The organism is Pseudovibrio sp. Ad13 (genome assembly GCF_001623225.1).
Taxonomy (GTDB): domain Bacteria; phylum Pseudomonadota; class Alphaproteobacteria; order Rhizobiales; family Stappiaceae; genus Pseudovibrio.
The window spans coordinates 91,439-115,485 of record NZ_LMCC01000018.1; the positions used below are offsets into that span (position 1 = coordinate 91,439).

20 protein-coding genes and 1 other RNA gene are annotated in these 24,047 nt (G+C 53.0%); 6 read left to right on the forward strand and 15 right to left on the reverse strand.

Annotation, left to right across the window (positions count from 1 at the left end; all coding sequences use genetic code 11):
• Positions 1-57: 57 nt before the first annotated feature.
• From PsAD13_RS21995 to PsAD13_RS22020, 6 genes are all read right to left on the reverse strand, one after another.
• Positions 58-1,782, reverse strand: coding sequence for a penicillin-binding protein 2 (locus PsAD13_RS21995; protein ID WP_063319479.1), 1,725 nt, complete (start codon positions 1,780-1,782; stop codon positions 58-60).
• A gap of 11 nt (positions 1,783-1,793) precedes the next feature.
• Complete coding sequence (locus PsAD13_RS22000) at positions 1,794-2,147, reverse strand: hypothetical protein (RefSeq protein ID WP_057465722.1); 354 nt, start codon at positions 2,145-2,147, stop codon at positions 1,794-1,796.
• Positions 2,148-2,150: 3 nt separating this feature from the next.
• Positions 2,151-3,188 carry a 16S rRNA (cytosine(1402)-N(4))-methyltransferase RsmH gene (gene rsmH / locus PsAD13_RS22005; RefSeq protein WP_193777090.1) on the reverse strand — a complete coding sequence of 346 codons (1,038 nt, stop codon included), beginning with the start codon at positions 3,186-3,188 and terminating at the stop codon, positions 2,151-2,153.
• On the reverse strand, positions 3,188-3,658 hold the full coding sequence (locus tag PsAD13_RS22010; RefSeq protein ID WP_057465720.1) for a cell division protein MraZ: 471 nt from the start codon (positions 3,656-3,658) through the stop codon (positions 3,188-3,190). Before PsAD13_RS22010 ends, rsmH begins: the two co-directional genes overlap by 1 nt.
• A gap of 619 nt (positions 3,659-4,277) precedes the next feature.
• A complete protein-coding gene (locus PsAD13_RS22015) occupies positions 4,278-5,096 on the reverse strand; it encodes a sugar phosphate isomerase/epimerase family protein (protein ID WP_063319481.1) in 819 nt (272 codons plus the stop codon).
• 286 nt (positions 5,097-5,382) lie between these two features.
• Positions 5,383-6,615: an MFS transporter gene (locus tag PsAD13_RS22020; RefSeq protein WP_063319482.1), complete on the reverse strand. Its 1,233-nt coding sequence runs from the start codon at positions 6,613-6,615 to the stop codon at positions 5,383-5,385.
• A gap of 69 nt (positions 6,616-6,684) precedes the next feature.
• On the opposite strand from PsAD13_RS22020, the gene PsAD13_RS22025 reads away from it, so the two are divergent.
• On the forward strand, positions 6,685-7,107 hold the full coding sequence (locus tag PsAD13_RS22025; RefSeq protein ID WP_057465717.1) for a helix-turn-helix domain-containing protein: 423 nt from the start codon (positions 6,685-6,687) through the stop codon (positions 7,105-7,107).
• 42 nt (positions 7,108-7,149) lie between these two features.
• Here PsAD13_RS22025 and pepT read toward each other — a convergent pair whose 3' ends face one another.
• From pepT to PsAD13_RS22040, 3 genes are all read right to left on the reverse strand, one after another.
• Positions 7,150-8,391, reverse strand: coding sequence for a peptidase T (pepT, locus tag PsAD13_RS22030; protein ID WP_063319483.1), 1,242 nt, complete (start codon positions 8,389-8,391; stop codon positions 7,150-7,152).
• A gap of 91 nt (positions 8,392-8,482) precedes the next feature.
• On the reverse strand, positions 8,483-9,103 hold the full coding sequence (locus PsAD13_RS22035; protein ID WP_208986871.1) for a LysE family translocator: 621 nt from the start codon (positions 9,101-9,103) through the stop codon (positions 8,483-8,485).
• A 119-nt stretch (positions 9,104-9,222) separates the two neighbouring features.
• Positions 9,223-9,906 carry an SUMF1/EgtB/PvdO family nonheme iron enzyme gene (locus PsAD13_RS22040; protein WP_063319485.1) on the reverse strand — a complete coding sequence of 228 codons (684 nt, stop codon included), beginning with the start codon at positions 9,904-9,906 and terminating at the stop codon, positions 9,223-9,225.
• Positions 9,907-10,066: 160 nt separating this feature from the next.
• Between PsAD13_RS22040 and PsAD13_RS22045 the strand changes: the two genes are divergently transcribed.
• The gene (locus PsAD13_RS22045) at positions 10,067-10,789 is read left to right on the forward strand and encodes an SDR family oxidoreductase (RefSeq protein WP_063319486.1); all 723 of its coding nucleotides are present in this window, start codon (positions 10,067-10,069) and stop codon (positions 10,787-10,789) included.
• 159 nt (positions 10,790-10,948) lie between these two features.
• Here the strand turns inward: PsAD13_RS22045 and rnpB are convergent.
• Together rnpB and PsAD13_RS22055 are read right to left on the reverse strand one after the other, a co-directional pair.
• Positions 10,949-11,344: RNase P RNA component class A (gene rnpB, locus PsAD13_RS22050), an RNA gene on the reverse strand.
• Positions 11,345-11,388: 44 nt separating this feature from the next.
• Complete coding sequence (locus tag PsAD13_RS22055) at positions 11,389-12,822, reverse strand: PLP-dependent aminotransferase family protein (RefSeq protein WP_208986872.1); 1,434 nt, start codon at positions 12,820-12,822, stop codon at positions 11,389-11,391.
• A 108-nt stretch (positions 12,823-12,930) separates the two neighbouring features.
• Between PsAD13_RS22055 and PsAD13_RS22060 the strand changes: the two genes are divergently transcribed.
• A complete protein-coding gene (locus PsAD13_RS22060) occupies positions 12,931-13,743 on the forward strand; it encodes a pyridoxamine 5'-phosphate oxidase family protein (RefSeq protein WP_206599784.1) in 813 nt (270 codons plus the stop codon).
• Positions 13,744-13,912: 169 nt separating this feature from the next.
• Here PsAD13_RS22060 and PsAD13_RS22065 read toward each other — a convergent pair whose 3' ends face one another.
• The 3 genes from PsAD13_RS22065 to PsAD13_RS22075 all read right to left on the reverse strand — a co-directional run bounded on the left by PsAD13_RS22065 (position 13,913) and on the right by PsAD13_RS22075 (position 16,127).
• Positions 13,913-14,410, reverse strand: coding sequence for a lytic transglycosylase domain-containing protein (locus tag PsAD13_RS22065; RefSeq protein ID WP_057465711.1), 498 nt, complete (start codon positions 14,408-14,410; stop codon positions 13,913-13,915).
• A 269-nt stretch (positions 14,411-14,679) separates the two neighbouring features.
• Positions 14,680-15,438, reverse strand: a complete 759-nt coding sequence (locus PsAD13_RS22070; protein WP_063319487.1) for an N-acetylmuramoyl-L-alanine amidase — start codon at positions 15,436-15,438, stop codon at positions 14,680-14,682.
• The gene (locus PsAD13_RS22075; RefSeq protein ID WP_063319488.1) at positions 15,435-16,127 is read right to left on the reverse strand and encodes a DnaJ family molecular chaperone; all 693 of its coding nucleotides are present in this window, start codon (positions 16,125-16,127) and stop codon (positions 15,435-15,437) included. Before PsAD13_RS22075 ends, PsAD13_RS22070 begins: the two co-directional genes overlap by 4 nt.
• Positions 16,128-16,478: 351 nt before the next feature.
• Here PsAD13_RS22075 and PsAD13_RS22080 point away from each other — a divergent pair, with 351 nt between their 5' ends.
• Together PsAD13_RS22080 and PsAD13_RS22085 are read left to right on the forward strand one after the other, a co-directional pair.
• Positions 16,479-18,557: a bifunctional diguanylate cyclase/phosphodiesterase gene (locus tag PsAD13_RS22080; RefSeq protein WP_208986873.1), complete on the forward strand. Its 2,079-nt coding sequence runs from the start codon at positions 16,479-16,481 to the stop codon at positions 18,555-18,557.
• Positions 18,558-18,660: 103 nt separating this feature from the next.
• Positions 18,661-19,566: a DoxX family protein gene (locus PsAD13_RS22085; protein ID WP_063289959.1), complete on the forward strand. Its 906-nt coding sequence runs from the start codon at positions 18,661-18,663 to the stop codon at positions 19,564-19,566.
• 32 nt (positions 19,567-19,598) lie between these two features.
• Here PsAD13_RS22085 and PsAD13_RS22090 read toward each other — a convergent pair whose 3' ends face one another.
• Entirely contained in the window at positions 19,599-20,141 is a 543-nt protein-coding gene (locus PsAD13_RS22090; protein ID WP_057465707.1) for a winged helix DNA-binding protein, read from the reverse strand.
• A 235-nt stretch (positions 20,142-20,376) separates the two neighbouring features.
• On the opposite strand from PsAD13_RS22090, the gene PsAD13_RS22095 reads away from it, so the two are divergent.
• Positions 20,377-23,976: a hydantoinase B/oxoprolinase family protein gene (locus PsAD13_RS22095; RefSeq protein WP_084404797.1), complete on the forward strand. Its 3,600-nt coding sequence runs from the start codon at positions 20,377-20,379 to the stop codon at positions 23,974-23,976.
• Positions 23,977-24,047: the final 71 nt, after the last annotated feature.

Sequence of the window (24,047 nt, forward strand, 5' to 3'; positions counted from 1 at the left end):
CAGTTGTCTTCATATTTCCCCAAAATCTCCGTGTATTGCCTCATTCAATTCTCCTGTTTAGTTCCGGTTCTGATAGGAAACCGGAATTGTTTCTGCGTCATCTGCGAAATCAGGCACTACGCCGAGCATTGGTGCAATTCTGCGGATAACAGATGCAGTGGTTGGCACAGCATTCCACCCTGCGGTGGAATAACGTTGCCCCTCCACTTTTTGCGGCTCATCCAAAACAATCAAAACGAGATACTCAGGATTGGACATCGGGAACGCCGACATAAAGGAGTTCAGATAAACACCTTCAGCATAACGGCCATTCACAACCTTCTGCGCTGTTCCAGTCTTACCGCCAACATCATAACCCGGCACAGCGGCACGCCGCCCGGATCCACGCAGGACATTTTCACGGTTGAGATACCGAAGGATCTCGCTGGTTTCTGGTTTCAGAACCTGTTGAGCAAGCTTGTCAGCGTCTTCCTCACTGCGAGGTAGGAACGTTGGTTCAAGATACTTGCCGCCATTGACCAGAGTTGCACCCGCAACAGCCATCTGCAGCGGCGTTACACCCAAACCATGACCAAAAGAGATCGTCATTGCAGCAAGGTCATTCCACTTCGGTGGAAGCAAAGGCCGCGCAACGCCAGGAATCTCGGTCGTCATTTTCTGGGTCAGACCAACCTTCTTCAGGAATGCCTTTTGCTCCTCAATGCCAGCTTTCTGCATGACTTTGATGGTGCCGATATTGGAGGAGTAAATGAAAACTTCAGGCACGGACAGAACACGGCGCTTCCCATGGAAGTCATCGATCTTCTGACCTGCAACACGGATAGGCTTGGTAGCGTCAAAGCCGTCTTCCAGCTTCACCTTGCCGCTATCCAGCGCCATCGCAATGGTAATGCCTTTAAAGATGGAGCCCATCTCGAACACACCACCAGTCACCCGGTTCATGCGTGCTTTTTCAAGCGCCTGCTGACGATTGTTTGGATCAAAGTCCGGCAGCGACGTCATGGCGATCACTTCACCGGTGTCCGCTTTCAGCACCACACCCATGGCCGCTTTGGCCTTGTAGTATTCCATGGAACGGCGTAGCTCATCACGCACCGCATGCTGAACCCGCAGATCAACCGAAAGCTTGACAGGCTCCATGGTCCGATCCTGCGTAAAGCCAAGATCCTGCAGATCCTTCAGCCATGCCTGATCGACATACTTCTCCATGCCAGAGAGGCCTTGATTGTCGACATTCACAGTTCCAAGAATGTGACTGACCGTCTGACCACCCGGATAAAACCGCTTATTGCTCTCACGGAAGCCAACACCCGGCAGACCCAGCGCATGAATGGCCTGTCGCTGCTCAACGGAGATCTCGCGCTTGAGCCACGTAAACAGCGCATTGCTCTCAAGACGCTTCTTGATGGATGGCGTATCCAGCTCCGGCAGAACTGAGATCAGCCCGTCAAAGACTTCATCTGTATCAGGGATCTTGCGCGGCTCAGCATAAAGCGCAGCACTCTTGATATCGGTCGCGAGGATTTCACCATTGCGGTCAACAATATCAGGGCGCGCCTGAGCAACAGAACTCTGCGCAGCAAGGAACCGCTCAGCAGGGTCCCCATCCTGCAAACCAAGCAGGATCAGACGACCGGCAATAGCCCCGTACACAAACACAAAAATAGTCATCGCAAAGAAAATGCGCGAGCGTCCCGGACCACGAAGCCGGATCGCACTTGTGCCATGCTTTTGGTTCACATTAGACCGCCGCAAAAAGGAGCTGTCAGCTTTCCTGGCCACGAGCCCCTCCCTTACTGTACGGATGTAACGCGACTGGCGTAACCGCTCATCGCATCAGCAGAGACTGGCTCCATCAGAACAGGTCTAACCGGCAACGCCTTCAGTGTCGTGATCTGTTCCGCACGCAGTGGCTCAAGCTTCAAAATATCGTTGTAACGATCAACGATACCCTGCAAACGCCCCGGCTGATTAAGCACACTCCACTGGGCTTTGTAGTAACGGATATCGTCTTTTTCCTTGGCAATCTCAGCAGAAAGCTGACGCACCTGATCGGCAAGGTTTTCGTTAGACATCTTGATGTCGTAAACGAGCGCAGCACCAATAACCACCGCAACAATAAAGAACAGATTTACGAAGCGCAGCATAGCTTAGCCTCCTAGACCGTAGAATGAAGCAAGGCGCGGAACGCCTGCCGCATGAATATCTAACTCCCGTGAAGGCGTATCCAACCGCCGTCCAGCTCTCAAACGAGCAGAACGTGCGCGAGGATTATCAGTAATCTCCTCAACGCTTGCATCCTGATTGCCCTTCACGATAAATTCAAAAGTCGGAGGAGGAATATCCATCTCCGGCATATGGCGGGATCCGCCACCGCGGGTCTTGCAGCGATCCGCAAGGAACCGCTTTACAATACGATCTTCCAGACTATGGAACGTCACAACAACCAGACGCCCACCCGGACGCAAAATCCGCTCAGCAGCAGCAAGAGCCCCAGCCGCTTGATGCAACTCGCCATTCACATAGATTCGCAGCGCCTGAAAGGTCCGCGTTGCCGGATGAATGCTGGCCTTTTTCGGATTACGCTTCACCACCTTCTCGATAACGCGAGCAAGCTCAAGCGTCGTCTCAAAAGGCTTCTCTTCACGCGCCTGACAAATGGCATGGGAAACACTGGAAGCACGCTTTTCTTCGCCAAGCATCCCAATGATGCGCGTCAAGTGCTGACGCTCCATGGTATTCACCACATCCGCCGCACTTGGACCATCCTGCTCCATGCGCATATCCAGCGGTCCATCGAACCGGAACGAGAAACCGCGCTCCGCCTGATCCAACTGCATGGAAGACACGCCAAGATCCATCACCACGCCGTCAACAGCATCATAGCCAAGCGTGCGTGCATGGTCTTCAAGATCAACAAACTGACCGTGCACCAGCTGCAAGCGTCCATCGGACTCTTGTTCCAGAACGCGACCATCACGGATCGCATCTGGATCCCGATCAACGCCAATCACACTGGCTCCAGCCTCAAGAAAAGCCCTTGAGTAACCACCGGCACCGAACGTGCCGTCAATAATCACATCACCCGGCGCGGGGGCCATTGCCTCCCGCACCCGTTCCAGAAGGACTGGAATGTGACGCGCTGGTCCGCCAGCGATACCGGATTTGTCTCCGTCGCCGCCCGTCATCATAGTGCCCCTCCGGCTGCTGTCCCCGGCGCACCGCCGGAAGACAATACTGCAAGCGCCCGCTTCATAGCCTCGTCGCGGTGCTTGGAGAACCTTGTCGGTTCCCAAATCTGAAACTTAAACCCCTGCCCAACAAACGTGACTTCGCCATCAATGCCGGTGTGGTTGCGGATCATCTCAGAAAGAACAATCCGGCCATCCCGATCAATTTTCAGGGTTTCACTTGCGCCGTAAAGCGCCGTGGACAGAGCGTCGTACTCCATTGAGAGCGTTGAAAACGCATCAAGTCGTTTCTGGATTTCCGCTGTAAGTCCGTTACCGCCCGCATCAACCGCCTCCTGAAAAGGAGATGGGAAACAGTAGAGTCCCTCAAAGCCGTCTTTCGCCAACGCCGCACGAAAGGGTGCAGGGATCGATACACGACCCTTTGCATCCACCCGATTGGTGAAGTGCGAAACAAAACCAGCCATTGGTCCCCTCTTTAATGAGCCAGATCTTCTTGATCTGTCAGCGGCACATCAAACAACTCTCCACTCCTTGGAGAGCCAGCGCTCAAATCAGGCAAAAACAACAAGATTACTGAAGTACAAACCGGAATATCCCGGGAGCCTATGGGATACCATGGGATAGCATGGGACGTCAATGAACCCACCAGCCCAAACCGAAAAGAATGCCCCTTAACATCTGCTAGTTATCACCAATTATGGTAAACGAAGTATTGATAGGAGTTTACGCAGGGATTTCTGTGAGTTACACGCATCCAAAATACGATTACAACCAGAAGTACTCACAGTTTTTACAGAGGTCGAAGAAAGAATTTCGCCGATTGGCTCTAGTGATTTTAACCTATTAGCCTTGGCTAAGCCCCGTTTTTCCCATGCTGGACCATGAAATTCCATACCCATTCTGAGGACGGTGGGGCAGTTTCCCATACCTACCCACGACTGTCCTGAGTCGATAACTTCTGCCAGAAAGACACGTCACGCACCACGATCACAATTGGTTTTGTTGGTTATTTTGATCGCTCAAACAAAGGAGGCCGGCAGCCCTGCCGACCTCAAATCTCATAAGAAGAAGCAAACAGAGCCGTTATCTGGCGAGACCAAGCCTAACCAGATAATCTGCGCCCTTGCGCAAAGTGGTCTCATCCATGATCTCAAGGATCAGGCGTGGGTTGCTCTTCAGTTTTGCCAGTTCTGCAAACAGTGGCTCCCACGGAATAGAACCCTCACCCGGATTCCAGTGGCGGTCAGCATGGCCATCAATGTCCTGAATGTGCACATGCTGCAAAGCATCACCAGCTGACTTGATGAAGTAATCAACCGGCGGTGCGCCATAACAGGAGTGCATGTAGTGAGCGTGCCCAGTATCAATCGAAAGCGCCAGAGCTTCACTCTCAAAACTCTTCAGGATCTCCAACCGGTAGGACGGGTCCAGATCTTCGATGTTCTCCAACACGATGACACAGCCCATGTCCTCCGCCTTGGCAACAACATCCTTCAGGTTCGCATGGATCATTTCCAGCTTCATCTGACGACCATTGTCATAAAGATCGAGGTTGTTGTGATCCCAGATCGTGTAAGGACTGTGCAGCACCATCTGGTCTGCACCCATTTTATCGCACAACTCAATACCTTGATCCAGACGCTTACGAACAGCCTGCTGAAACAACGGATCAGCCGCAGAAAGGTCCAGGTTCCAGAATGGACCATGCAGACCGAGGCGCCCCTCATGTCCATCCAGAAGCTTCTTTGCGTCTGCGACCAGGTCATCACACCCATTGTCCAGCAAGTTCCAATTATAGAAATCCTGCAGCTCAAGATCCCGAGGCAGCTCCAGCAACCATTCACGATGTTGGGGAAGATGTTTGACGCACATTGCTGCGCCTAAAACCGGCAAATCACTCATGCGGCTATTCCAAGATAAGGCCTCAAAAGGCACTGCTTTCAGTTATGCCTTTGCTCTTACATGTCTTGCATGTCAAAGGCATTACATCGCCTAAAGCTGCTTACCTTATTCCGGCTCGCTCTCACTGCTTTAAGCGCTCATCCCGCCGCATATATTTTGCGGCAATCAGAGCACCATGACAGTTTCGTTTTGCACGGTCTACGTACTATTCCAGAGCGATCGAGAGCATCAACAAAAAATGCGCATAACACGTCTAAAAACTGACGCTCTCGTAAGCCCGTTACACTCAGTTTTCCATCCGCACAAACGCCGTTGCCGCCTTACGAACCGAGCGCCAGATAAAGACGAGTAAGCCGATAAGCGCCATGCAGGTCAGCGCAGTAGCCACAATCCGAAACGTCCCGGCAAATCCAACCGCAGCAATCAAAGGAATGCTGACAAAAACAGAGAGGAACTGGCCAAGGAAAACAGAGGAAGTCAGAACCCCACCTGCCATACCACGCCGTGAGCTCGGAGCCACCTGAAGCGCAATCGCTGGAAAGTTCGGCATCGCAAGCGCGTACCCGGCACCCATCGCAGCGGTCCCCAGGAACACGCTCCAGGTTTGCTGAAGGGTCAGCAACATCAGCCCTATCGCCATAAATCCGTAGGCCAGCGTAAATGCCCCACTGTAACCAACACGCGCTTTAATCCGCCCGTAAAGCAGAGCTGCCGTGCCACCAGTCAACATCAATGCACCCAGCGCAGCACCTGTCATAGTCGCACTGTCATAACCATGAGCATCCAGAAAGAACGGCAGCTGTGTCGGCATGAGGAAGAAGATCATATTAGTCAGCATTTGCAGTAAAGCCAATGCCGCCAGCAGCCAGACCCAAGCCGGAGATCCGTCGTCTTCTGCACTTGCAGCCTTCTTTGCAGCAGCAGAGTGCTTCACCGGTTCGCTGATATAACGCCACAAGAACGGCACCATGAGCAACGCAAGCCCATAAATCGCAAACGGCAAACGCGGAGAAGTAACAGCCAGCAAGCCAGCCATTGAGATAAAGAGAAAACCGCCAAAGTTACGAGCCGACGTCTGTAGCCCCATCAGAGAGCTGCGCTGGTTACCGACAAAGTAGTCACCGATCAAAGCTGTTTGCGCCGTCATCACCATGGCAACTGCAATGCCAAGACCCAATCGGCTCATCAATATACTCGTCAGGTCCGGCAGGATCATGCCAGCACTTCCCATCACAGCAAACAGCAGGACACCTGTAAGCAACAGTGCCCGCCGACCATAGCGATCTGCGATCACTCCAGCCAGCGGGGCACAGATAACAACAGTCAGCGAAGGCGTTGAGACCAGAAGCCGGGACAACCAAAGAACATTTGGATCATCCCGGAACATCTCCTCCAATCCAGCAAGAGCAGGACTGATCGTTGCGTTCGCCATGACCGTTAAAGTAGCCGCCATTAAAAGAGCAATCGCTCTGGGGTCTTTCCAGACCTGTTGTTCGGGCTCCACGTGCACTTGTTTCATTTGCTTATCCTCTTGCAAAATTACCCTGTTGAGATCAGGATACGACTTCAAGTCAACTTGAGGTCAAGTATGAAACTGCTGGATATTGGAGAGATCACCGAACGCTCAGGCGTAAAGCCCTCCACACTGCGATATTATGAGGAAGTCGGGCTCATTCAGTCCATAACGCGGCACGGTCTCCGACGTCAGTACGAGCCGCAAATCTTGACGAAACTCTCTCTGATCACACTCGCCAAGGCAGGTGGATTTTCACTGACAGAGATTGCAGGCATGTTTTCTGAAAAAGGACAGCTCCAGATCCCGCGAGAGCAGATCCGTGAACGTGCCGATCTGATTGATGAGCAAATCAAGGAACTCACAGCTCTGCGCGATGTCCTGCACCACGTGGCCGACTGCCCTGCTCCAAGCCATATGGAATGCCCCTCCTTTCAACGCATGCTCAAGGCATCAGACAGAAGGAAACCAGCAAAGAAAAAACCGCCGACCAAGTAGCCGGCAGTTTCATATTCTCATGAAGCGGTTTTTAGGAGCCTCTTACTTCGCAGCGCGCTCAACAAGCTTAAGGCACACCTGCGTCGCACATGCCATGTCCTGCACGCTGATCCATTCCAGCGGCCCATGGATTTCCTGCATGCCGGTGAAGATGTTCGGACAGGATGTCCCCTTCTCCGTCAGCACAGACCCATCGGTTCCGCCACGGATCGGCTTGGCAGATACACTCAAGCCCATGTCCTCATAAGCTGCCTTAGCAAGCTCAACTGGGGTCATATCATCACGCAGCCAATGGTGCATGTTGCGATACTGTTCTTTGACCTCACAAGAGATGGAAGCACGCGGCTCAGTAGCCTGAACTGCAGCACATACCTGCTCCAGCAGATCAGCTTTCGCTTCCAGACCTTCCAGCTCAAAATCACGCAGCACAAAATGCAGCTCTGCTTCAGCTGCATTCCCCACCATGTCGGCAATAAAGATAAAGCCATCACGACCATCAGTGGTCTCAGGTGTCATCGTCGCATGCGGTAGCATGGTGATGATCTTGCCTGCCAGATGCAACGCATTGACCAGCTTATCCTTCGCATAACCAGGATGCACAGAAACACCAGTGATCTTTACCGTCGCACCATCAGCACAGAAGTTCTCATAGTTCAGCTCGCCCACTTTGCCGCCATCCAGCGTGTAAGCAAAATCCGCACCCAGAGCACCTGGCAACTTGTCATGCACACCGCGCCCGATTTCTTCATCCGGCGTAAACGCAATGCGCAGCTTGCCATGAGGGATCTGAGGGTTCGCCAGCAAATGACGCGCAAGGCACATGATGATCGCAACACCGGCCTTGTCATCCGCACCCAGCAACGTGCTTCCACTGGCGGTGATAATGTCATCACCGATTTTCTCACCAAGATAACGCGAGTTTTCAGGAGACAGGGACAACTCAGAGGCATCCGGGAAGGAAATTGCAGAACCATCATAAGCACGATGAACGCGTGGCTTCACACCCTCAGCATGGTAGGCTGGGGCGGTGTCCACGTGCGCCAGCAGGCCAATCACGGGCGCATCAGTCTCGACAGTTGCAGGAATAGTGGCAAGAACAACGCCGTATTCAGTCAGCTCAACGTCACTGGCACCAATCTCCATCAGCTCAGCACGCAGCACCTTTTGTACATCAAGCTGGATCTGAGAGCTTGGGGACTCCGGGCACGTCTCATCGCTCTGGCTATCAATAGCGGCATAGCGAACGAGGCGCTCTTCCAGTTCCTGATCAAATTCTGTTCTCATAGAAGATCTCCTTGCAGTTACCTTCTATCTGCGCGAAGCCCCATCAACTTTCAAGTTGGAACACTGCCATAGGAGCAAAAGCAAACCGCTTTTACCGCACCTCACTCGCAATTTTCCCTGCAAACCCAAAAAGAACAAAGCCCGACAACACACGGAACCGGCGATACCGCGCCTGAGTGATAAAGCGCGCCCGCAACAACGAGGCCAACGCAGAATACCCGCTTAAAGATAGGACAGAGATCCCGCAAAACGTTGCAACAAGAATACTGGCCTGTGGCAGCAGGCCCAACTCAGAGCTCATAACTTGCGGGAACAGAGCAACAAAAAACAGGATCGCTTTTGGGTTGGTCACCGCCAGCAAAAACGCTTCCCAGAACAGTGTCAATCCAGATACAGAAACGCTGACATCGCCTGATAAATCAATCTCCTCACGCTTGAAGACAAACTTAAGCCCAAGCCAGACCAGATACCCAACACCCATCCATCGGAATACGCTCCACAAAATCTCAGAGGTGAGAACAAAACTCACCACACCACCCGCGCAAAATGCACCCGCAATCGCAAGTCCAAGTGTATTGCCGAGAATAGTCGGAAGAACCCGCCCCATCCCCAGCTGCGCAGCCCGTCGCACGGTATTAAGGATCGCTGGCCCCGGCGTCACAATATTCGCCGCAGAAATCAGCACAAAAGAAACCCAAACCCAGAAATCCATTTTGTATTCCACTGTATACATAGATCAGATCTTGGGTAATTGATTGCGTTGGATCAGTCAAGCTTGCAAGACAATACCGGTGTTTTTCTTGGACAGAGGCTTCCTTGCTAGCAAGCAACCTACTTTATTGACCGCGCAACACGAAAACCCAGGTCCTCAACACGAAAGGTTGGGTGACTGCGCCGTCTGTTGGTGACAAGGCAACCCCGTTCATCATCTGCCCAACCACCACCTTTGAACACGCGGTACTCTCCATAAACAGCTGGATCATAAAGATCCCAACACCACTCCCAAACATTGCCCAGCATATCGTAGAGCCCAAACTCATTCGGCTCTTTGCACCCTACTGCCTGCGGAGTTCCAGCTGAGTTTTCGGCAAACCACCCGATATCTTCAAGCGCACCATAGCGCGGTCCTTGAGAACCAGCACGACACGCATACTCCCACTCAGCATCTGTCAGCAGACGATACCCATCGCTTATGGCGCACCGATCAACCAGCCCGTCCCCATGCTCAAGGTAGTAAGGCTTCAGGCCATACCGCTCAGAAAGGCCATTACAAAACCTGACCGCATCAAACCAGCTGACAGAGTCAACGGGCAAATCATCACCAGTAAACTGAGAGGGCCGCTCATCCAGAACAGACGCATACAGCGCCTGTGTAACCAGATATTTCGAAGTATCAAACGACTGAACCTGAGCTGTCCATCGCTCCCTTTTACGATCATCTTTCTGAAGAAGGACACCGGCAGGGATCGTCACCATTTCCGGTATCAAAGTGGAACTCAACTCCCCCAACAGCATTCCAGCATCTCCAACAAACCAATAAGCCCCAACGCGCCGAGTGTGGCACACCAACGAATAGAAGCAAACTTTACGCGCTCCCAACAAGCTTCAGAAAACTATTTTGGCTAATGAATTGAAAGATCATCCCGCTCACAATGATCGGAACATAAGCAGACCCATGACGAAGCCTCTTGTTGTGATCACAGGTGCCAGCTCAGGCATCGGCGCAGCCCTTGCAAAAACCTTCAGCAAAGACGGGCACCCTCTGTTGCTCTTGGCAAGACGCACGGAACCCATGATGGCGATGGACCTTCCCAATACGATCTGCAGCAAAGTCGACGTCACGAACCGCGAGCACATGATCAAGGCCATCCGCCATGCCGAGCAAGCTTTAGGTTCGGCAGATGCCATCATCAACAACGCAGGCTGCATGTTCCTGAGCGAGCTAAAAGATCAAAATCCAGAAGATTGGGAGACAATGATCGACGTGAACCTGCGCGGTGTCTTCAACGGCATCCACGCAGTGCTGCCAGCAATGTACCAACGCGGCTCTGGCACCATCATCAACATAGGGTCCATGACTGCGAAGAAGCCCTTCCCAATGCGTGCGGCTTATGGCGCCACGAAGGTCGCAATCCACGGCCTCAGCGAAGCATTACGACAAGAAGTGGCAGGCCAAAACGTCCGTGTCATCACAATCGTACCAGGTCTGGTTGAAACACCCCTCCCTTCCAGCACACGCGATGCAAAAATCCGCGAAGACTACGAAGAACAGAAGCGGCAAATCGGTGGTGCACTTGCCCCACAAAACGTGGCCGACGCCACCCTATTTGCCTACAACCAGCCCCAAACCGTAAACATTCGCGAACTGGTCATCACAGCAACGAGACAATCTGGCTGATCATACGACAGCACCGCTAACGGCCTACAATCCGCTCCAAATTTGCCGCGCCTTCAAAAGCGCAGCACACCGAAAGGCTCGGAGATGGATCGAAGGACTGCTCGGCAGCTTCTTCACCTTTGCAGGCTACAAGCTGCTGACAAGCGATGTATAAAGAAAAATACCAGTCGGCCTGTAAGCCGGGTTTTGTAAGGCACAAGGTGTTACCCTTGTACGCGACGGCAATTCATCTGGGATGCCCATTACTGAACACCTCTAGCGACCCACCCGGGCGGTCAGGTCTGGAAACATGACTGGAAGTAAACTTCCGCGCCGCCCCTATTCGGTCTTGCTCCCGGTGGGGTTTACCATGCCGTTTTTGTTGCCAAAAACGCGGTGGGCTCTTACCCCACCCTTTCACCCTTACCAATGCATGCACTGGCGGTTTGCTTTCTGCGGCACTTTCCCTAAGGTCACCCTCGCCGGACGTTATCCGGCACCGTGTCTCCATGGAGCCCGGACTTTCCTCCACTGCGGCCTTTCGGCACTTGCAGCAGCAACCGTCCGGCCGACTGGTGCACCTGAACTACGGAGCCTAAGGAAAAAGGTCAAGTAAAGAATTACGCTTGCACACGATCTCCGCTCAGTTCCATTGCTTGCTCAAGAGCTTGAACAAAGCCACTCCGCAACTTCTCATTCGCCTCAGCAAACCCAACAACAAGCCCCTTCTGCGGTGCACCAAGATAAAATACGGAAAGCGGATTAACCCCAAAACCTCTCTGGTTCATCAAATCCGCAACAGCCACATCATCGCAGGTCTCCGGTAGATAGAGACAAGTCTGTAGGCCTCCGGTTGGCATGGAAACACCAACCTGATTGCCAAAACGCTCCCCGATCAACTGGCACAGCGCAACACCGTTTTCATGGTAAGCACTGCGGATCTTGTTCAGATGCGCCCGAAAGTGCCCGCTCTCGATGAAATCAGCAAAGGCCATCTGTACATGCACATTAGCCAGTGCACCCGATGCCCGCTGCGCCAATTCCAATCCCACCACATGCTCTTTAGGAACAACCGCATAAGCAAGCCGAATACCCGGCATGAGCGACTTTGCAGAGGTACCGATATAGATCACAGAGTGACGATCACTCAGCCCCTGAAGCGCTGCAATCGGCCGCCCTTCAAACAAGAACTCACTGTCGTAATCATCTTCTAAAATCACCGCACCTTTGTCATGAGCCTGTTTAAGCAACATAAGCCGCTCACTCATCTCCATGCGCCGGCCAGTTGGATATTGGTGCGAAGGCGTCACATAGATCAAAGAGGCACGTGAAACCTGATCAATCTCAGTTAAAGCCTGCACCTTCAACCCAGCAGCAAAAAAGGCTGATCGCGCGCCCAGATATCCCGGCTCCTCAAGCAGTGCCACGTCCCCTTCCTCAGAAAAACACTGGGACATGAGCGAGAGCGCTGATTGTGTGGTCGGAAAGGCGAGAACCTGCTCAGGAGAGCAGACCACGCCGCGCTCCTGTGCCAGATACTGTGCCAGTACCCGCTGCAACTCAGGCAAACCAGAAGTATGCTCGTATCCCAGCGCATTGCCATGGAGGAGCCGCGCTGCGCGCCGCAAACTCCGAGCCCACAGTTCTTTGGGAAACAACTCCCGTGAAGGTTCACCCGGCTGCATGGAAACACCCCTTCCCGACGGGCTCGTGTAACGGTGATTACAAGAAAATCGCTTGCCACGCGATGAAAGCGGAGGTGTCGTTTCACGAACAGGACCTGCAACAACAGCCCCTTCAACCTCAGGCAAGGCCACCACTTCAGGCCGTGCACCGGACCGCACGTCCACCAGCCCTTCGGAGCGCAGCAAATCATAGGCCGTGTTCACTGTGTTGCGAGAAACGGAAAGGCTGGTCGCCAACTGACGTGAGCTGGGCAACCGCTCTCCTTCAGGAACACGCCGCTTCAGAATTGCATCCCGGTACTGCTGATAAATCTGGCTCGACAGCGGAGTGCTGACCTCACGATTGATCATCACAACATACTCAAACAACTGGCACCCCACAATTAGATTAAGCGGATCTATATGAGGAACCAGTTTTGCAGAGAATACTGATCAGCACAATACTTCTTCGCCCCGCAGCGGGGGTAACGTGCACAAATGAAACAGAAAACCCGGCAAGCAGTCAGAGCACAAACTCAAACCACTTGCCGGGCCAACTGGTCCCATATTGCCGACTTCGCTCAAAACCGGGGACCAGAAACGGTTAAGACAATGACAGCAGAAATGACACTTGAAGCAGCGCCAAGCACCAACACTCGTGAAACCAAGCCACCTAAATTTGCTCGTGTCAGAACAAGTCTGCGCGCGGATTATGATTGGAACACAATCCTCCCAATTCTGGAGAGCTCCCTCGTCGTCCATGTCGGCTTCATGGACGAAGATCGCCCAATGGTCATTCCCATGGCTTTTGCAGTTATGGACCGCACTATCTACATTCACGGCGCGAAAGCAGCGCGGATCGTGAAGAAAATGAGCAAAGACTCCCAAGTCTGTCTCACATTCACACTCATTGACGGCATTGTTGCTGCGCGGTCAGCTTTCCACCATTCCGTCAACTACCGAACCGCCGTCATTCACGGCACAGCCCGCCTTGTCACCGACCATCAGGAAGCATGGGACTCCCTCAAGGCAATCACCGAACACCTTCTGCCTGGCAGATGGGATGAGGTCCGCCCGATGACGGAGAAGGAACAGATCTCAACTGGGGTCATCGCAATCGAGATCGAACATGCGTCAGCAAAAATCCGTCAGGGCGCTCCGGTCGACGATGCGGAGGATTACACGCTACCCTATTGGGCTGGCGTTGTTCCGGTCACAACGTCACTCGGTCAACCGATTGATGATGGGAAACTACTGGATGGCGTGAAGGTGCCCGCTTCGCCAACAAATGCAGCTCGAAAGTTCGCCTAATTTTCGGGGAATTCGCCTAAAATTTTAAGAGTTAGGGTGGTTGACTTTGCCCGGTCAACCACCCCGATATGTCCTTGCAGACAGACTGACCGTCGGTCAGACATTCGTAAAATTCTAAGAAACTTTGAATGGAAACTTACAGTCCCCCGCCCGAATATGCAAGATGCATTTAGCTGCGTGCCATAATATCCTTAACGCGCTTGCAGTACTTGGCACTAATCCGGTTCATACGCTTGGCATAGTGGCCAGCGTTGTATCGCAAAATGGTTCCGCACAGATCTCCGCCAGCGCGCTTATAAGCACCAGCCAGATATCGCATGCCCCATTCGATGTTGTTCTCTGGTTTATAAAGAGCTTTGGTCGAACCACGATAACCCATACCACGTGCGGTCGATGGCTTAATCTGCATGAGACCAACTTCACCGGCACGGCCACGCGCTCTTGCGTTGAAGTTACTTTCCACTTCAACAACAGCCTTCGCAATGTGGTGCGGAACGCCGTGCTTCTTGGCTTTCTGTTCGATCAGCTTGACGTAGCTACCCTTTTTAGTAGCCGCTGCAGCTTCATCAGAGAAGACATTGGTATTCACAACACCGCCGAGCATAACACTTGCAGCAAGAACGGGGATTACTACGTTATTTTTTATTTTTGTAAGGTTCATCTTCATTTCCTGGCAATCATGTTTTGAGCAGGAGTGTTTATCTTCAGAAGATGAGACGAAAATCAGACAGGTCTGATCACGAAAAGTTACAATTTTAATGTTTAAAAACTGGCATAAACCTTAGTTTATGGCACAAAAAGGGCTGATGCAGGGCACATCAGCCTTACTTAAGGAAACTTTTCAGCAAAACAGAGACGTTCCCCTACGTAATCAAATCGTATTCCTATTACGTAGTAGACCCTATTTTACTGATATTTCAATGACATCTATCACAATCAGAAGGATTTTAGCTTTTTCAGCAGGCTATGCAGTGTCGCAATGGTCTGCGCATCAGCAATTCCATCAACTTTTGCAGGACGGAAGTGGCGCTGAAACGCCTCAACAGCATATTTGGTCTTCTCATCAAACACGCCACTGACCAACACATCATACCCATAGAGCCCCAGAAGCGACTGTAGAGCTTCAATCGGCTGTCCTTCGTCCCCCTCCTGAAAGAAGCTCGAAGCCTCAAGCTCCACTGGCTCAATATAATGCCCGACACCAGCCTCAGCCAATCGCGCCCATGGGAAATGGCGTCCCGGATCCTGTTTGCGGGACGGAGCCACATCAGAATGCCCGAGCACCCGCTCTGGTGAAATACTGTTGCGCTCGCAGATATCCCTGGCAAGAGCGATCACGGCCTCGATCTGCACATCAGGATAGCCCTGCGTTCCCTCTTCCTGATCTCCCAGATTGGAAATCTCGATTCCGATACTGCGAGAATTAAGGTCATCCTCGCCCTTCCAACTGGAAACACCGGCATGCCAGGCACGTCGACTTTCCGGTACCATCTGCGTAACCATACCCAGCTCATCAACCAGATAGTGGCAGGAAACTTCAGAGCGCGGATCGCACAGCCAGGAAACAGCCTTCTCAGCACTTTCCATCGCTGTGTAATGCAAGATCAGCATATCAACAGTTGGAGCGCGGCGCTCATTATGATTGGGAGATGGACGAAGACGCGCAGGCACTGCGCATTCAGTTTTAACGCTCATATTCCTCGTTCCGCGCAGATCTGCTCATACGCTTTATTCAATGCAACCAGCTTATCACTGGCGATCTTGACGAACTCTTCAGGGACACCTCGACCAATCAACCGATCAGGATGTGTTTCCCGGACTTGCTTGCGATAGCAGGAGCGTACCTCTTCATCACTCGCCGCCATATCAATGCCAAGAACCAGATATGGATCTCCGTCACCTCTTATATGACGGGCTTTAATCTGCGAGAAGCCAACAGCATCAATTCCAAAGATTTCAGCAATCCGGCTCAGGTAGGCAACTTCTCTTTCATGAATAACGCCGTCTGCCTTGGCTATATAAAACAAGCCATCCAGCACATCCGTACGCGTCGTCTCATCTTCAGCAAACAACACAGAGAGTTTGGAAGCATAGGTCTCAAAGCCCGCCACGTCCTGTTGAGCCAGTTGGAAGAGCCGCGAAACGTTGCGCTCCTCACCCGCTGGCATCTCAAACAGATCGTAAAATGCGATCACTTCGTCATGGGTCACAACACCATCGGCTTTTGCCATTTTCGCAGACAAGGCAATCATAGCGACCGTAAAGGCAACATTCCGGCGCGCTTCACCAACTGACTGAACAAGCTGCTGCAGCCGGTCAACCAACTGGGCACCACCGGTTTGCAGTGCGCCCACAATCTTGTCAAAGCTGCCCCAAAAATTCATTGGCATCCTGCTCTCTGTTCAATCTGCCTGACAATTTCGCCGGAAAAGACAGCAAAATAATTAGTCACCGCAAATCAGGTTTATACCTAACAAATTATTTATCAATCTGAATAGTTTGTTTCCCTTGGGTTTTATTTGCCCACTGCTATCTATAAGTGCCCATTGCATGATTTCAGTTCAAGCCTCAGTCAAGCTTGACCTCAAAATATCTCCCCGCGAAACATATGGGTAATGTTTTACAGATATATTCGCTATTAATTAAGTACACATACAGGCGACAGCGCCAACTAACTTCTCAGTTGCCTGCTGCCAGCGCACATTATTTCGTGCGTTTCGGGATGGGGATTTCAAGTGGAAACGATACCTCCACATCGTAAATTACTTTACGCCGGCATAGTGTTTGCTGTGATTGGTGCCATTGCCACAAGCTTTTATGCCATTGATCAAGCGACTTTATATTATTTATTCAAGAGTGAAGCTCAAAAAGAATTCCATACTGCGAACAACATCATCAATTCACACCACCCTTTCGAGGCCCCTTCGAATGAAGACACGGGACAAAAGGATTCCTCTTCCCCGTTAAACTACGGCCTGCGCGGGTCCAGCTCTGCCCCAACCACAGAAATCATCTCTTCAAGCTGGAAACTGCCTGCAACCAAAGCCATCGCAGTCAAGCAGGCACTGGTAGAACAGTTTGAAGAGTTCGAACTGCTGGTCGTCAACGCTCCCGGTCGTCCATTGGCTGTCCATCCGCGGAACATGACCAATGACCGCGTCAACGAAATTCTGTCTGATCCCTCTGCTTATGATGCCTGGCATTCTGCGCTCCGTTCTGGACAATTGGTGATTTACTCCAACTTCAACTGGCTTGAATGGCGGATACCAAAATTTGGCGTCGTCATTCCTTATGTGAACGACGAAAACAAAGCGCGTGGCGGCTTTATCTTCACCACCAAACCAACGCTCAACACCGTCGTGTTTATGGACGCAATCGCCTTTGGATCGGCCTTTGCATTCCTGCTGGTGCTCGTCGTGGCAATTGCCTCTATTATGTTCGCCTGGAAAGGACTGCATGATCGCTGGAAAACCTCCAAAACGATCCGCTTTCTCGCGCACAATGATCCACTGACTCACTTGCCGAACCGCGCCGTTTTTTCTGACGAGTTAAACAAGGCACTCCGCAAAGCATCCATTACAGCTTCCAATATTTACGTCATTGCCATCGACGTTGATAAGTTCAAGGAAGTGAACGACAACCACGGCCATGCAGCTGGCGATACATTCCTCCAAATCATCTCGGACCGATTACGGCTCGTCTTCACTGATCACCTCGTCTCGCGTCTTTCTGGCGATGAATTCGCCGTGATGATCGAAGGGGAATACACCAGTCACGACATCACCGTGCTCGCCCAGCGCGCCATGGCAACCACCAATTCCAGCTGCGTCATCGACAGCAAAGAAATCCAGATCTCTTTATCTATGGGCATCGCTCAGGCAACCGATGCTGCATGGCGGTCTTCCCGCCTCCTTCATTGCGCTGACCTGGCGCTCTACCGCTCCAAGAACGGTGGCCGCTCCACTTACACCTGGTACGAGTCCAGCATGGATGAAGAGCTGGAACGTCGCCGTGAGCTGGAAACAGAGATGATCCGTGCTCTAAAGCTCGATGGGTTCTCAGTCGTGTATCAGGCTCAGGTTGGTCTGGCAGACAACAAGCTCAAAGCTTTTGAAGCCCTGCTTCGTTGGGTCCATCCGGAAAAAGGCCGTATCTCACCAGAAGTCTTTATCCCAATTGCCGAAGACACAGGCCTTATTGAAGCGCTCGGCGAATATGTGCTCAAAAAGGCTTGCACTGACGCGGCAAGCTGGGCTGACCCAAGCCTGAAAGTCGCCGTCAACTTCTCGCCTGCACAGTTCAAGACCGGATTGATCGAGCAAAAGATTTCAGAAGCCCTCGAAGAATCTGGTCTGGCACCGGAGCGCCTAGAGATCGAGATCACTGAAAGCCTCCTGATTGCTGACACCACCAGCGTGGTGAAGTCACTTAAGAAGATCGGCAACATGGGCGTTTCCATCGCCATGGATGACTTCGGCACTGGTTATTCTTCCTTAAGCTACCTTTCTCGCTTCCCGTTCAACAAAATTAAGATCGACCGCAGCTTCATCATGAACATCGGCAAGGATGCCCACACCGACGCAATCGTTGCTGCGATTATCGGTCTTGGTCGTTCACTTGACGTATTGATCACAGCAGAAGGCGTTGAAGAAGAAATGCAGGCCCAAATCCTGCGAGCCGGCGGCTGCGATATCGTTCAAGGTTACTACTTCGGCAAACCATCTAACGTTGATCCGGCCAATCCGCACGCAAATGTCCGCTGCACGCTTGGAACCCAAGAGGCCAAGCAGATTGAAGCTGCCTACGTCGGATAACCTCTCAAATAAGCCTAGCGAGAATAGCAGGATATCTCTCGCTAGGTGCAGCACGCTACCTTGACACAAATGACCCGCGCTTGGGATTCGCTGTGAGGTAGCTATGGCAGACAAGAGCAATGCAAATACTGAGGACATGAGCGAAGAGGAGGATCTTGCGGAGATTGCACGGCCCTTCCACTACTTGTCTTTCTTCCAGCTGCTTCAATCCCTCATTACAGCTCTATTGCTGGGCGTCGTAGCACTCATCTCTCTGGAAGTGCTCATGTCACCCATTCCAGAATCTGCATTACGACCCATGCTGATCTGGCTTGCACTGGCATTCTTCTTCGTCGTGATCGTCGTGCCGAAAAATTTCACACTCGGCTTTTTGTGCATGTTGCTCTGCCAACTTGTCGCCTGGCGGATTGCCTCACTCTATTATGCCTATCTGCTCAGTTGGCCTCTTGCCTTTGCCTTCTTCGTCAATCTCATCTGGTTCCTCAGCACTATCCAGCGCAACTCATTTGAGACAGCAGGCCGTGGCCTCACGCTTTGGCAATGGCAACTCACCTTCTTCCGTATTCTGGTTGGCTTTGTGATGGTGCCACACTTCACCGACAAGCTGTTTGCCGGGTCTCTCCCTTACATGGAGCACGTGGAATTCTTCTCCCTACTCGGTTATCCCGACCCTGCCATGATCATTGATGCAGCAGGTCTGGCAGAACTGGCCATTGCAATTGGCATCGGCCTCGGGCTGCTCACCCGTCTCTCCTGCTTCTTCGCTGCAGCCTATATCTTGTTTGCAGCCACGCTGAGCGGGGCATTGGAGCACGGCTTCGTCTCCTTCGCCACAGCCGTCTCATGGGAGCTGCCGCTGATCCTGTTTGCGTCTTATCTTAGCTTCACCACCACAGGAGGGGGAGAATTCTCCATAGATGGCGCATTGCGCAGAACCGGAAAGATGCCCGGATGGATCAAACTGCTCATGGGAGACACAGGCCTCGCCCACAATGAGCATGTCGATTGAGTAATCGATAACAGGTTACCGCTGCGATCACATTACATCGCAGCGGCAGAACGAGCGGCTTGATCGTAATGACCTGACACACTGCGCAAAACAGATGCAAGCCGGGACAACTCGGCTTCATCAAGCCCAAGTTCTTTCACAGGCTTCACCAGCAAGGCATCACGCAGCTGCTTGTAAGCATCACAAAGCGCACGGCCCTCCTCAGTAATCTCGGCAATTTTCTCTTTGCCCCGCTTACCGGATTGCACAAGGCCCGCCTTCTCCAGCTTTTTCAAAGCGTAAGACACCGTGTGAGTATCTTCGATATTCAGAACAAGGCATAAATCAGCCAGTGTTTTTGAACGCTCACGGTGATTGACGGAGTGGAGCACCAGCGTTTCCAGAGGGGATAAACCCTCCTGCCCAGCAGCGGCCATGCAGCGCACCATCCAACGATGATAGGCATTCACCATCATCGTCACCGCAAATTCCACCTCAGACAGTGCGGGCAATTCACCCGATGCAAGGTGCGATGAGGACACGACCGGTCCAACGCCCAGCCCACCAGTATTTTTCTGCTCTAAAGCATCACTCATTTTTGACCTCACAACCACCAAGTTAGAATTGCGCAGATTCGCACCATCTCGCGCAACATAATGTCGAGAGTTTACGTAGATCACACAACCTCTCTTAAAAGACCGATCCACGTAAATTTCAATACCAATCGCTGCGTTTCTCCTGACTCTCGCATATTCACATTGACAATATGTCTACATTTTGTAGATGTATCACAGAATAAGATTTCAAATCGAGGTGGGACAAAACATGACAATGGACAAGTGGGACTTCTGGATCGACCGCGGCGGCACCTTCACGGATATCGTTGCACGCACACCTCAAGGAGAAATACGCGCCCATAAAGTCCTCTCCGAAAACCCTGAGGCCTACAAAGACGCCGCCATCCAGGGCATTCGCGACCTCATGGGTGTTGCCAAAGACACCCGCATCCCGTCCGACCAGATCCGGGCGGTAAAGATGGGCACCACAGTCGCCACCAACGCACTGCTGGAACGTAAGGGTGACCGCACCCTTCTGCTCATCACCAAAGGCTTCCGCGACGCTCTGGAAATCGGTTATCAGGCCCGCCCGGACATCTTCGCCAAGGAAATCATCAAACCAGAGCTGCTCTACGATCAGGTTCTGGAAGCTGATGAGCGCGTCCGCGCTGATGGCACCGTTGAAGCTGCTCCAGACCTTGACCAGATCAAGGCCCAGCTCGAAGCAGCCTATGCTGACGGCACACGCTCCATCGCTATCGTCTTGATGCATGCCTACGCGTTCCCGGAGCACGAGAAGCAACTGGCGGAGATCGCGAAGCAAGTCGGCTTCCCGCAGATTTCCGTCAGCCATGAAGTCTCTCCGCTCATGAAGCTGGTTGGCCGTGGTGACACGACTGTTGTTGATGCTTACCTCTCCCCAATCCTGCGCCGCTATGTGGATCAGGTTGCTGGTGAACTCGACATCCAGAACACCGACTGCCGTCTCATGTTCATGCAGTCCTCCGGTGGCTTGACCGACGCCTCCCTCTTCCAGGGAAAAGACGCCATTCTCTCCGGCCCCGCTGGCGGTGTTGTGGGCGCCGTTGAGACCTCCAAAATGGCCGGCTTTGAAAAACTCATCGGCTTCGACATGGGCGGCACCTCTACTGACGTTTCCCACTTCGACGGCGAGTTCGAGCGTGCCTTTGAGACCGAAGTAGCTGGCGTTCGCATGCGCGCGCCGATGATGATGATCCACACCGTTGCAGCCGGTGGCGGCTCAATCCTCCATTACAAAGACGGCCGCTTCCAGGTTGGTCCAGATTCCGCTGGTGCAAACCCCGGACCAAAATGTTACCGCCGCGGTGGTCCGCTCACCGTCACCGACGCCAATGTCATGACGTCCAAGCTCAACGCTTCCTACTTCCCTAAGATCTTCGGTCCAAATCAGGACGAGCCGCTGGCAATCGAAGAAGTCAAAGCAGCCTTCAACGCGCTGGCAGCTGAGATCGGTGATGGCCGCACCGGCGAGGAAGTCGCAGAAGGCTTCCAGAAGATCGCCGTTGAGAACATGGCCAACGCCATCAAGAAGATCTCCGTTCAGCGCGGCTATGACGTCACCGAATACGCCCTCACCTGCTTTGGCGGTGCTGGCGGCCAGAGCGCCTGCATGGTTGCCGACAGCCTCGGCATGAAAACCGTCATCGTGCACCCGCTCTCCGGCATCCTCTCTGCTTATGGCATGGGCCTTGCGGATATCCGCGCCACCCGTCAGCAAGCCGTCGTTAAAGAGCTGAACACCGACAATCTGACAGCTCTTGCAGACCTCGCTCAGCGCCTTGCAACAGACGCAAAAACCGAAGTCGAAAATCAGGGCGTTGCAGAAGACGAGCTCTCCATCCTTCCGCGTGCACACCTGCGTTATGACGGCACCGACACCCCAATCGCGGTGGATCTGAACACCGGTGATCTCGATGCCATGATCACTGCTTTCACCCAGAACCACATCAAGCAGTTCGGCTTTGCCTACGAGAACAAGACCATCGTGGTCGAAGCACTCGAGGTGGAAGCAATCGGCGGCGGCGCTGGTCTGCAGGAACCAGACGAAGCACTGGCAGCAAATGCCCCTGCCATTGCAGAGCAGACCCAATTCTTCGCAAACGGCAAATGGCAGGATGCATCCATCCTCAAGCGCGACGCGTTCCAGCCGGGTATGAAGCTGCAAGGCCCTGCCCTTATCATGGAACCACACGCCACCATCGTTGTGGAACCGGGCTGGCATGCGCAAGTCAACGCCAAGAACCACATCATTCTAACCCGAACCATCCCGCTGGAGAGAAAAGTCGCTCTCGGCACCACCGCAGATCCGGTGATGCTGGAAGTGTTCAACAACCTCTTCATGTCCATCGCCGAGCAGATGGGCGTCACCCTGCAGAACACCGCGTACTCCGTGAACATCAAAGAGCGTCTGGACTTCTCCTGCGCGGTCTTTGACCAAAACGGCGCACTGGTCGCCAACGCACCGCACATGCCAGTGCATCTGGGGTCCATGGACCGTTCCGTTGAGGCGATCATCTCCCTCAACAAAGGCAGGATCAAACCGGGCGACGTGTTCGCACTCAACGCTCCTTACAACGGCGGCACCCACCTGCCGGATATCACCGTTGTCTCTCCGGTGTTTGATGACGACGGCAAGGAAATCCTGTTCTGGGCAGCCTCCCGTGGTCACCACGCTGATGTCGGCGGCTCCGCTCCGGGCTCCATGACCCCGCTCGCCACCAAGGTGGATGAAGAAGGCGTCTTGATCGACAACTTCAAGCTGGTGGACCAAGGCGACTTCCGCGAAGAAGCTCTGGTCGAACTGCTCACCAACCACAAATATCCGGTCCGCAACGTTCACCAGAACGTGGCCGACCTGAAAGCCCAGATCGCCGCTAATGAGAAGGGCGTTCAGGAACTGCACAAGATGACAGACCACTTTGGTCTGGAAACCGTGCAGGCCTACATGGGCCACGTGCAGGACAATGCTGAAGAAAGCGTTCGCCGTGTGATCGAAGCACTCTCCGACAGTTCCTACGAATACCCAACGGATCAGGGCTCAACCATCAAGGTCAAGATCACCGTTGATAAGGACAAGCGCGAAGCAACTGTTGATTTCACCGGCACCAGCCCGATGAAAGAGAACAACTTCAACGCACCGGAACCTGTCACCCGCGCCGCTGTGCTCTACTGCTTCCGCGTCATGGTGGAAGGCCACATTCCGATGAATGCAGGCTGCCTGCGTCCAATCAACATTGTGGTGCCAGAAGGCTCCATGCTGCGCCCGCATTATCCGGCAGCAGTTGTGGCAGGCAATGTAGAAACCTCGCAGCACATCACCAACGCGCTGTTCGCAGCTCTTGGTGCAATGGCAAACTCGCAAGGGTCCATGAACAACCTGACCTTCGGCAATGACACCTACCAGTACTATGAGACCCTGTGCTCCGGCTCTCCGGCAGGTCCGGGCTTCAACGGTACTGATGGCGTTCACGTCCACATGACCAACTCTCGCCTCACCGACCCGGAAGTGCTTGAGTTCCGCTATCCTGTGCTGCTGGAAGATTTCCACATCCGCAAGGAAACAGGCGGCAAAGGCAAGTGGCATGCAGGTGACGGCACCAAACGCACCATCCGCTTCCTGGAAAAGATGGACTGCGCAATCCTGGCCTCCCACAGAACCATTGCTCCAAAAGGCATGCAGGGCGGCGAAGATGGCCAGAAAGGCCGCACCTACGTGCGCCGCAATTCCGGTAGAACCGAAGAGCTGAAAGGCTGCGACCAGACAATTCTGGAACCCGGCGAAGCCATCACAGTCGTCCCCCCAACCAGCGGCGGCTGGGGCACCCCAGAATAGGCTACTTAAGGATCAAACAGCAAAACGCCCGGCTTGAATAGCTGGGCGTTTTTAGATTAACAATTGGCTCT

Excerpts from the sequence above, each read along its gene's own strand:
- PsAD13_RS22000 (WP_057465722.1), bottom strand. The coding sequence starts at position 2,147 with ATGCTGCGCTTCGTAAATCTGTTCTTTATTGTTGCGGTGGTTATTGGT.
- rsmH (WP_193777090.1), bottom strand. The coding sequence starts at position 3,188 with ATGACGGGCGGCGACGGAGACAAATCCGGTATCGCTGGCGGACCAGCG.
- PsAD13_RS22010 (WP_057465720.1), bottom strand. The coding sequence starts at position 3,658 with ATGGCTGGTTTTGTTTCGCACTTCACCAATCGGGTGGATGCAAAGGGT.
- PsAD13_RS22015 (WP_063319481.1), bottom strand. The coding sequence starts at position 5,096 with ATGAGTGATTTGCCGGTTTTAGGCGCAGCAATGTGCGTCAAACATCTT.
- PsAD13_RS22020 (WP_063319482.1), bottom strand. The coding sequence starts at position 6,615 with ATGAAACAAGTGCACGTGGAGCCCGAACAACAGGTCTGGAAAGACCCC.
- PsAD13_RS22025 (WP_057465717.1), top strand. The coding sequence starts at position 6,685 with ATGAAACTGCTGGATATTGGAGAGATCACCGAACGCTCAGGCGTAAAG.
- pepT (WP_063319483.1), bottom strand. The coding sequence starts at position 8,391 with ATGAGAACAGAATTTGATCAGGAACTGGAAGAGCGCCTCGTTCGCTAT.
- PsAD13_RS22035 (WP_208986871.1), bottom strand. The coding sequence starts at position 9,103 with ATGGATTTCTGGGTTTGGGTTTCTTTTGTGCTGATTTCTGCGGCGAAT.
- PsAD13_RS22040 (WP_063319485.1), bottom strand. The coding sequence starts at position 9,906 with ATGCTGTTGGGGGAGTTGAGTTCCACTTTGATACCGGAAATGGTGACG.
- PsAD13_RS22045 (WP_063319486.1), top strand. The coding sequence starts at position 10,067 with ATGACGAAGCCTCTTGTTGTGATCACAGGTGCCAGCTCAGGCATCGGC.
- PsAD13_RS22060 (WP_206599784.1), top strand. The coding sequence starts at position 12,931 with ATGAAACAGAAAACCCGGCAAGCAGTCAGAGCACAAACTCAAACCACT.
- PsAD13_RS22065 (WP_057465711.1), bottom strand. The coding sequence starts at position 14,410 with ATGAAGATGAACCTTACAAAAATAAAAAATAACGTAGTAATCCCCGTT.
- PsAD13_RS22070 (WP_063319487.1), bottom strand. The coding sequence starts at position 15,438 with ATGAGCGTTAAAACTGAATGCGCAGTGCCTGCGCGTCTTCGTCCATCT.
- PsAD13_RS22075 (WP_063319488.1), bottom strand. The coding sequence starts at position 16,127 with ATGAATTTTTGGGGCAGCTTTGACAAGATTGTGGGCGCACTGCAAACC.
- PsAD13_RS22085 (WP_063289959.1), top strand. The coding sequence starts at position 18,661 with ATGGCAGACAAGAGCAATGCAAATACTGAGGACATGAGCGAAGAGGAG.
- PsAD13_RS22090 (WP_057465707.1), bottom strand. The coding sequence starts at position 20,141 with ATGAGTGATGCTTTAGAGCAGAAAAATACTGGTGGGCTGGGCGTTGGA.
- PsAD13_RS22095 (WP_084404797.1), top strand. The coding sequence starts at position 20,377 with ATGGACAAGTGGGACTTCTGGATCGACCGCGGCGGCACCTTCACGGAT.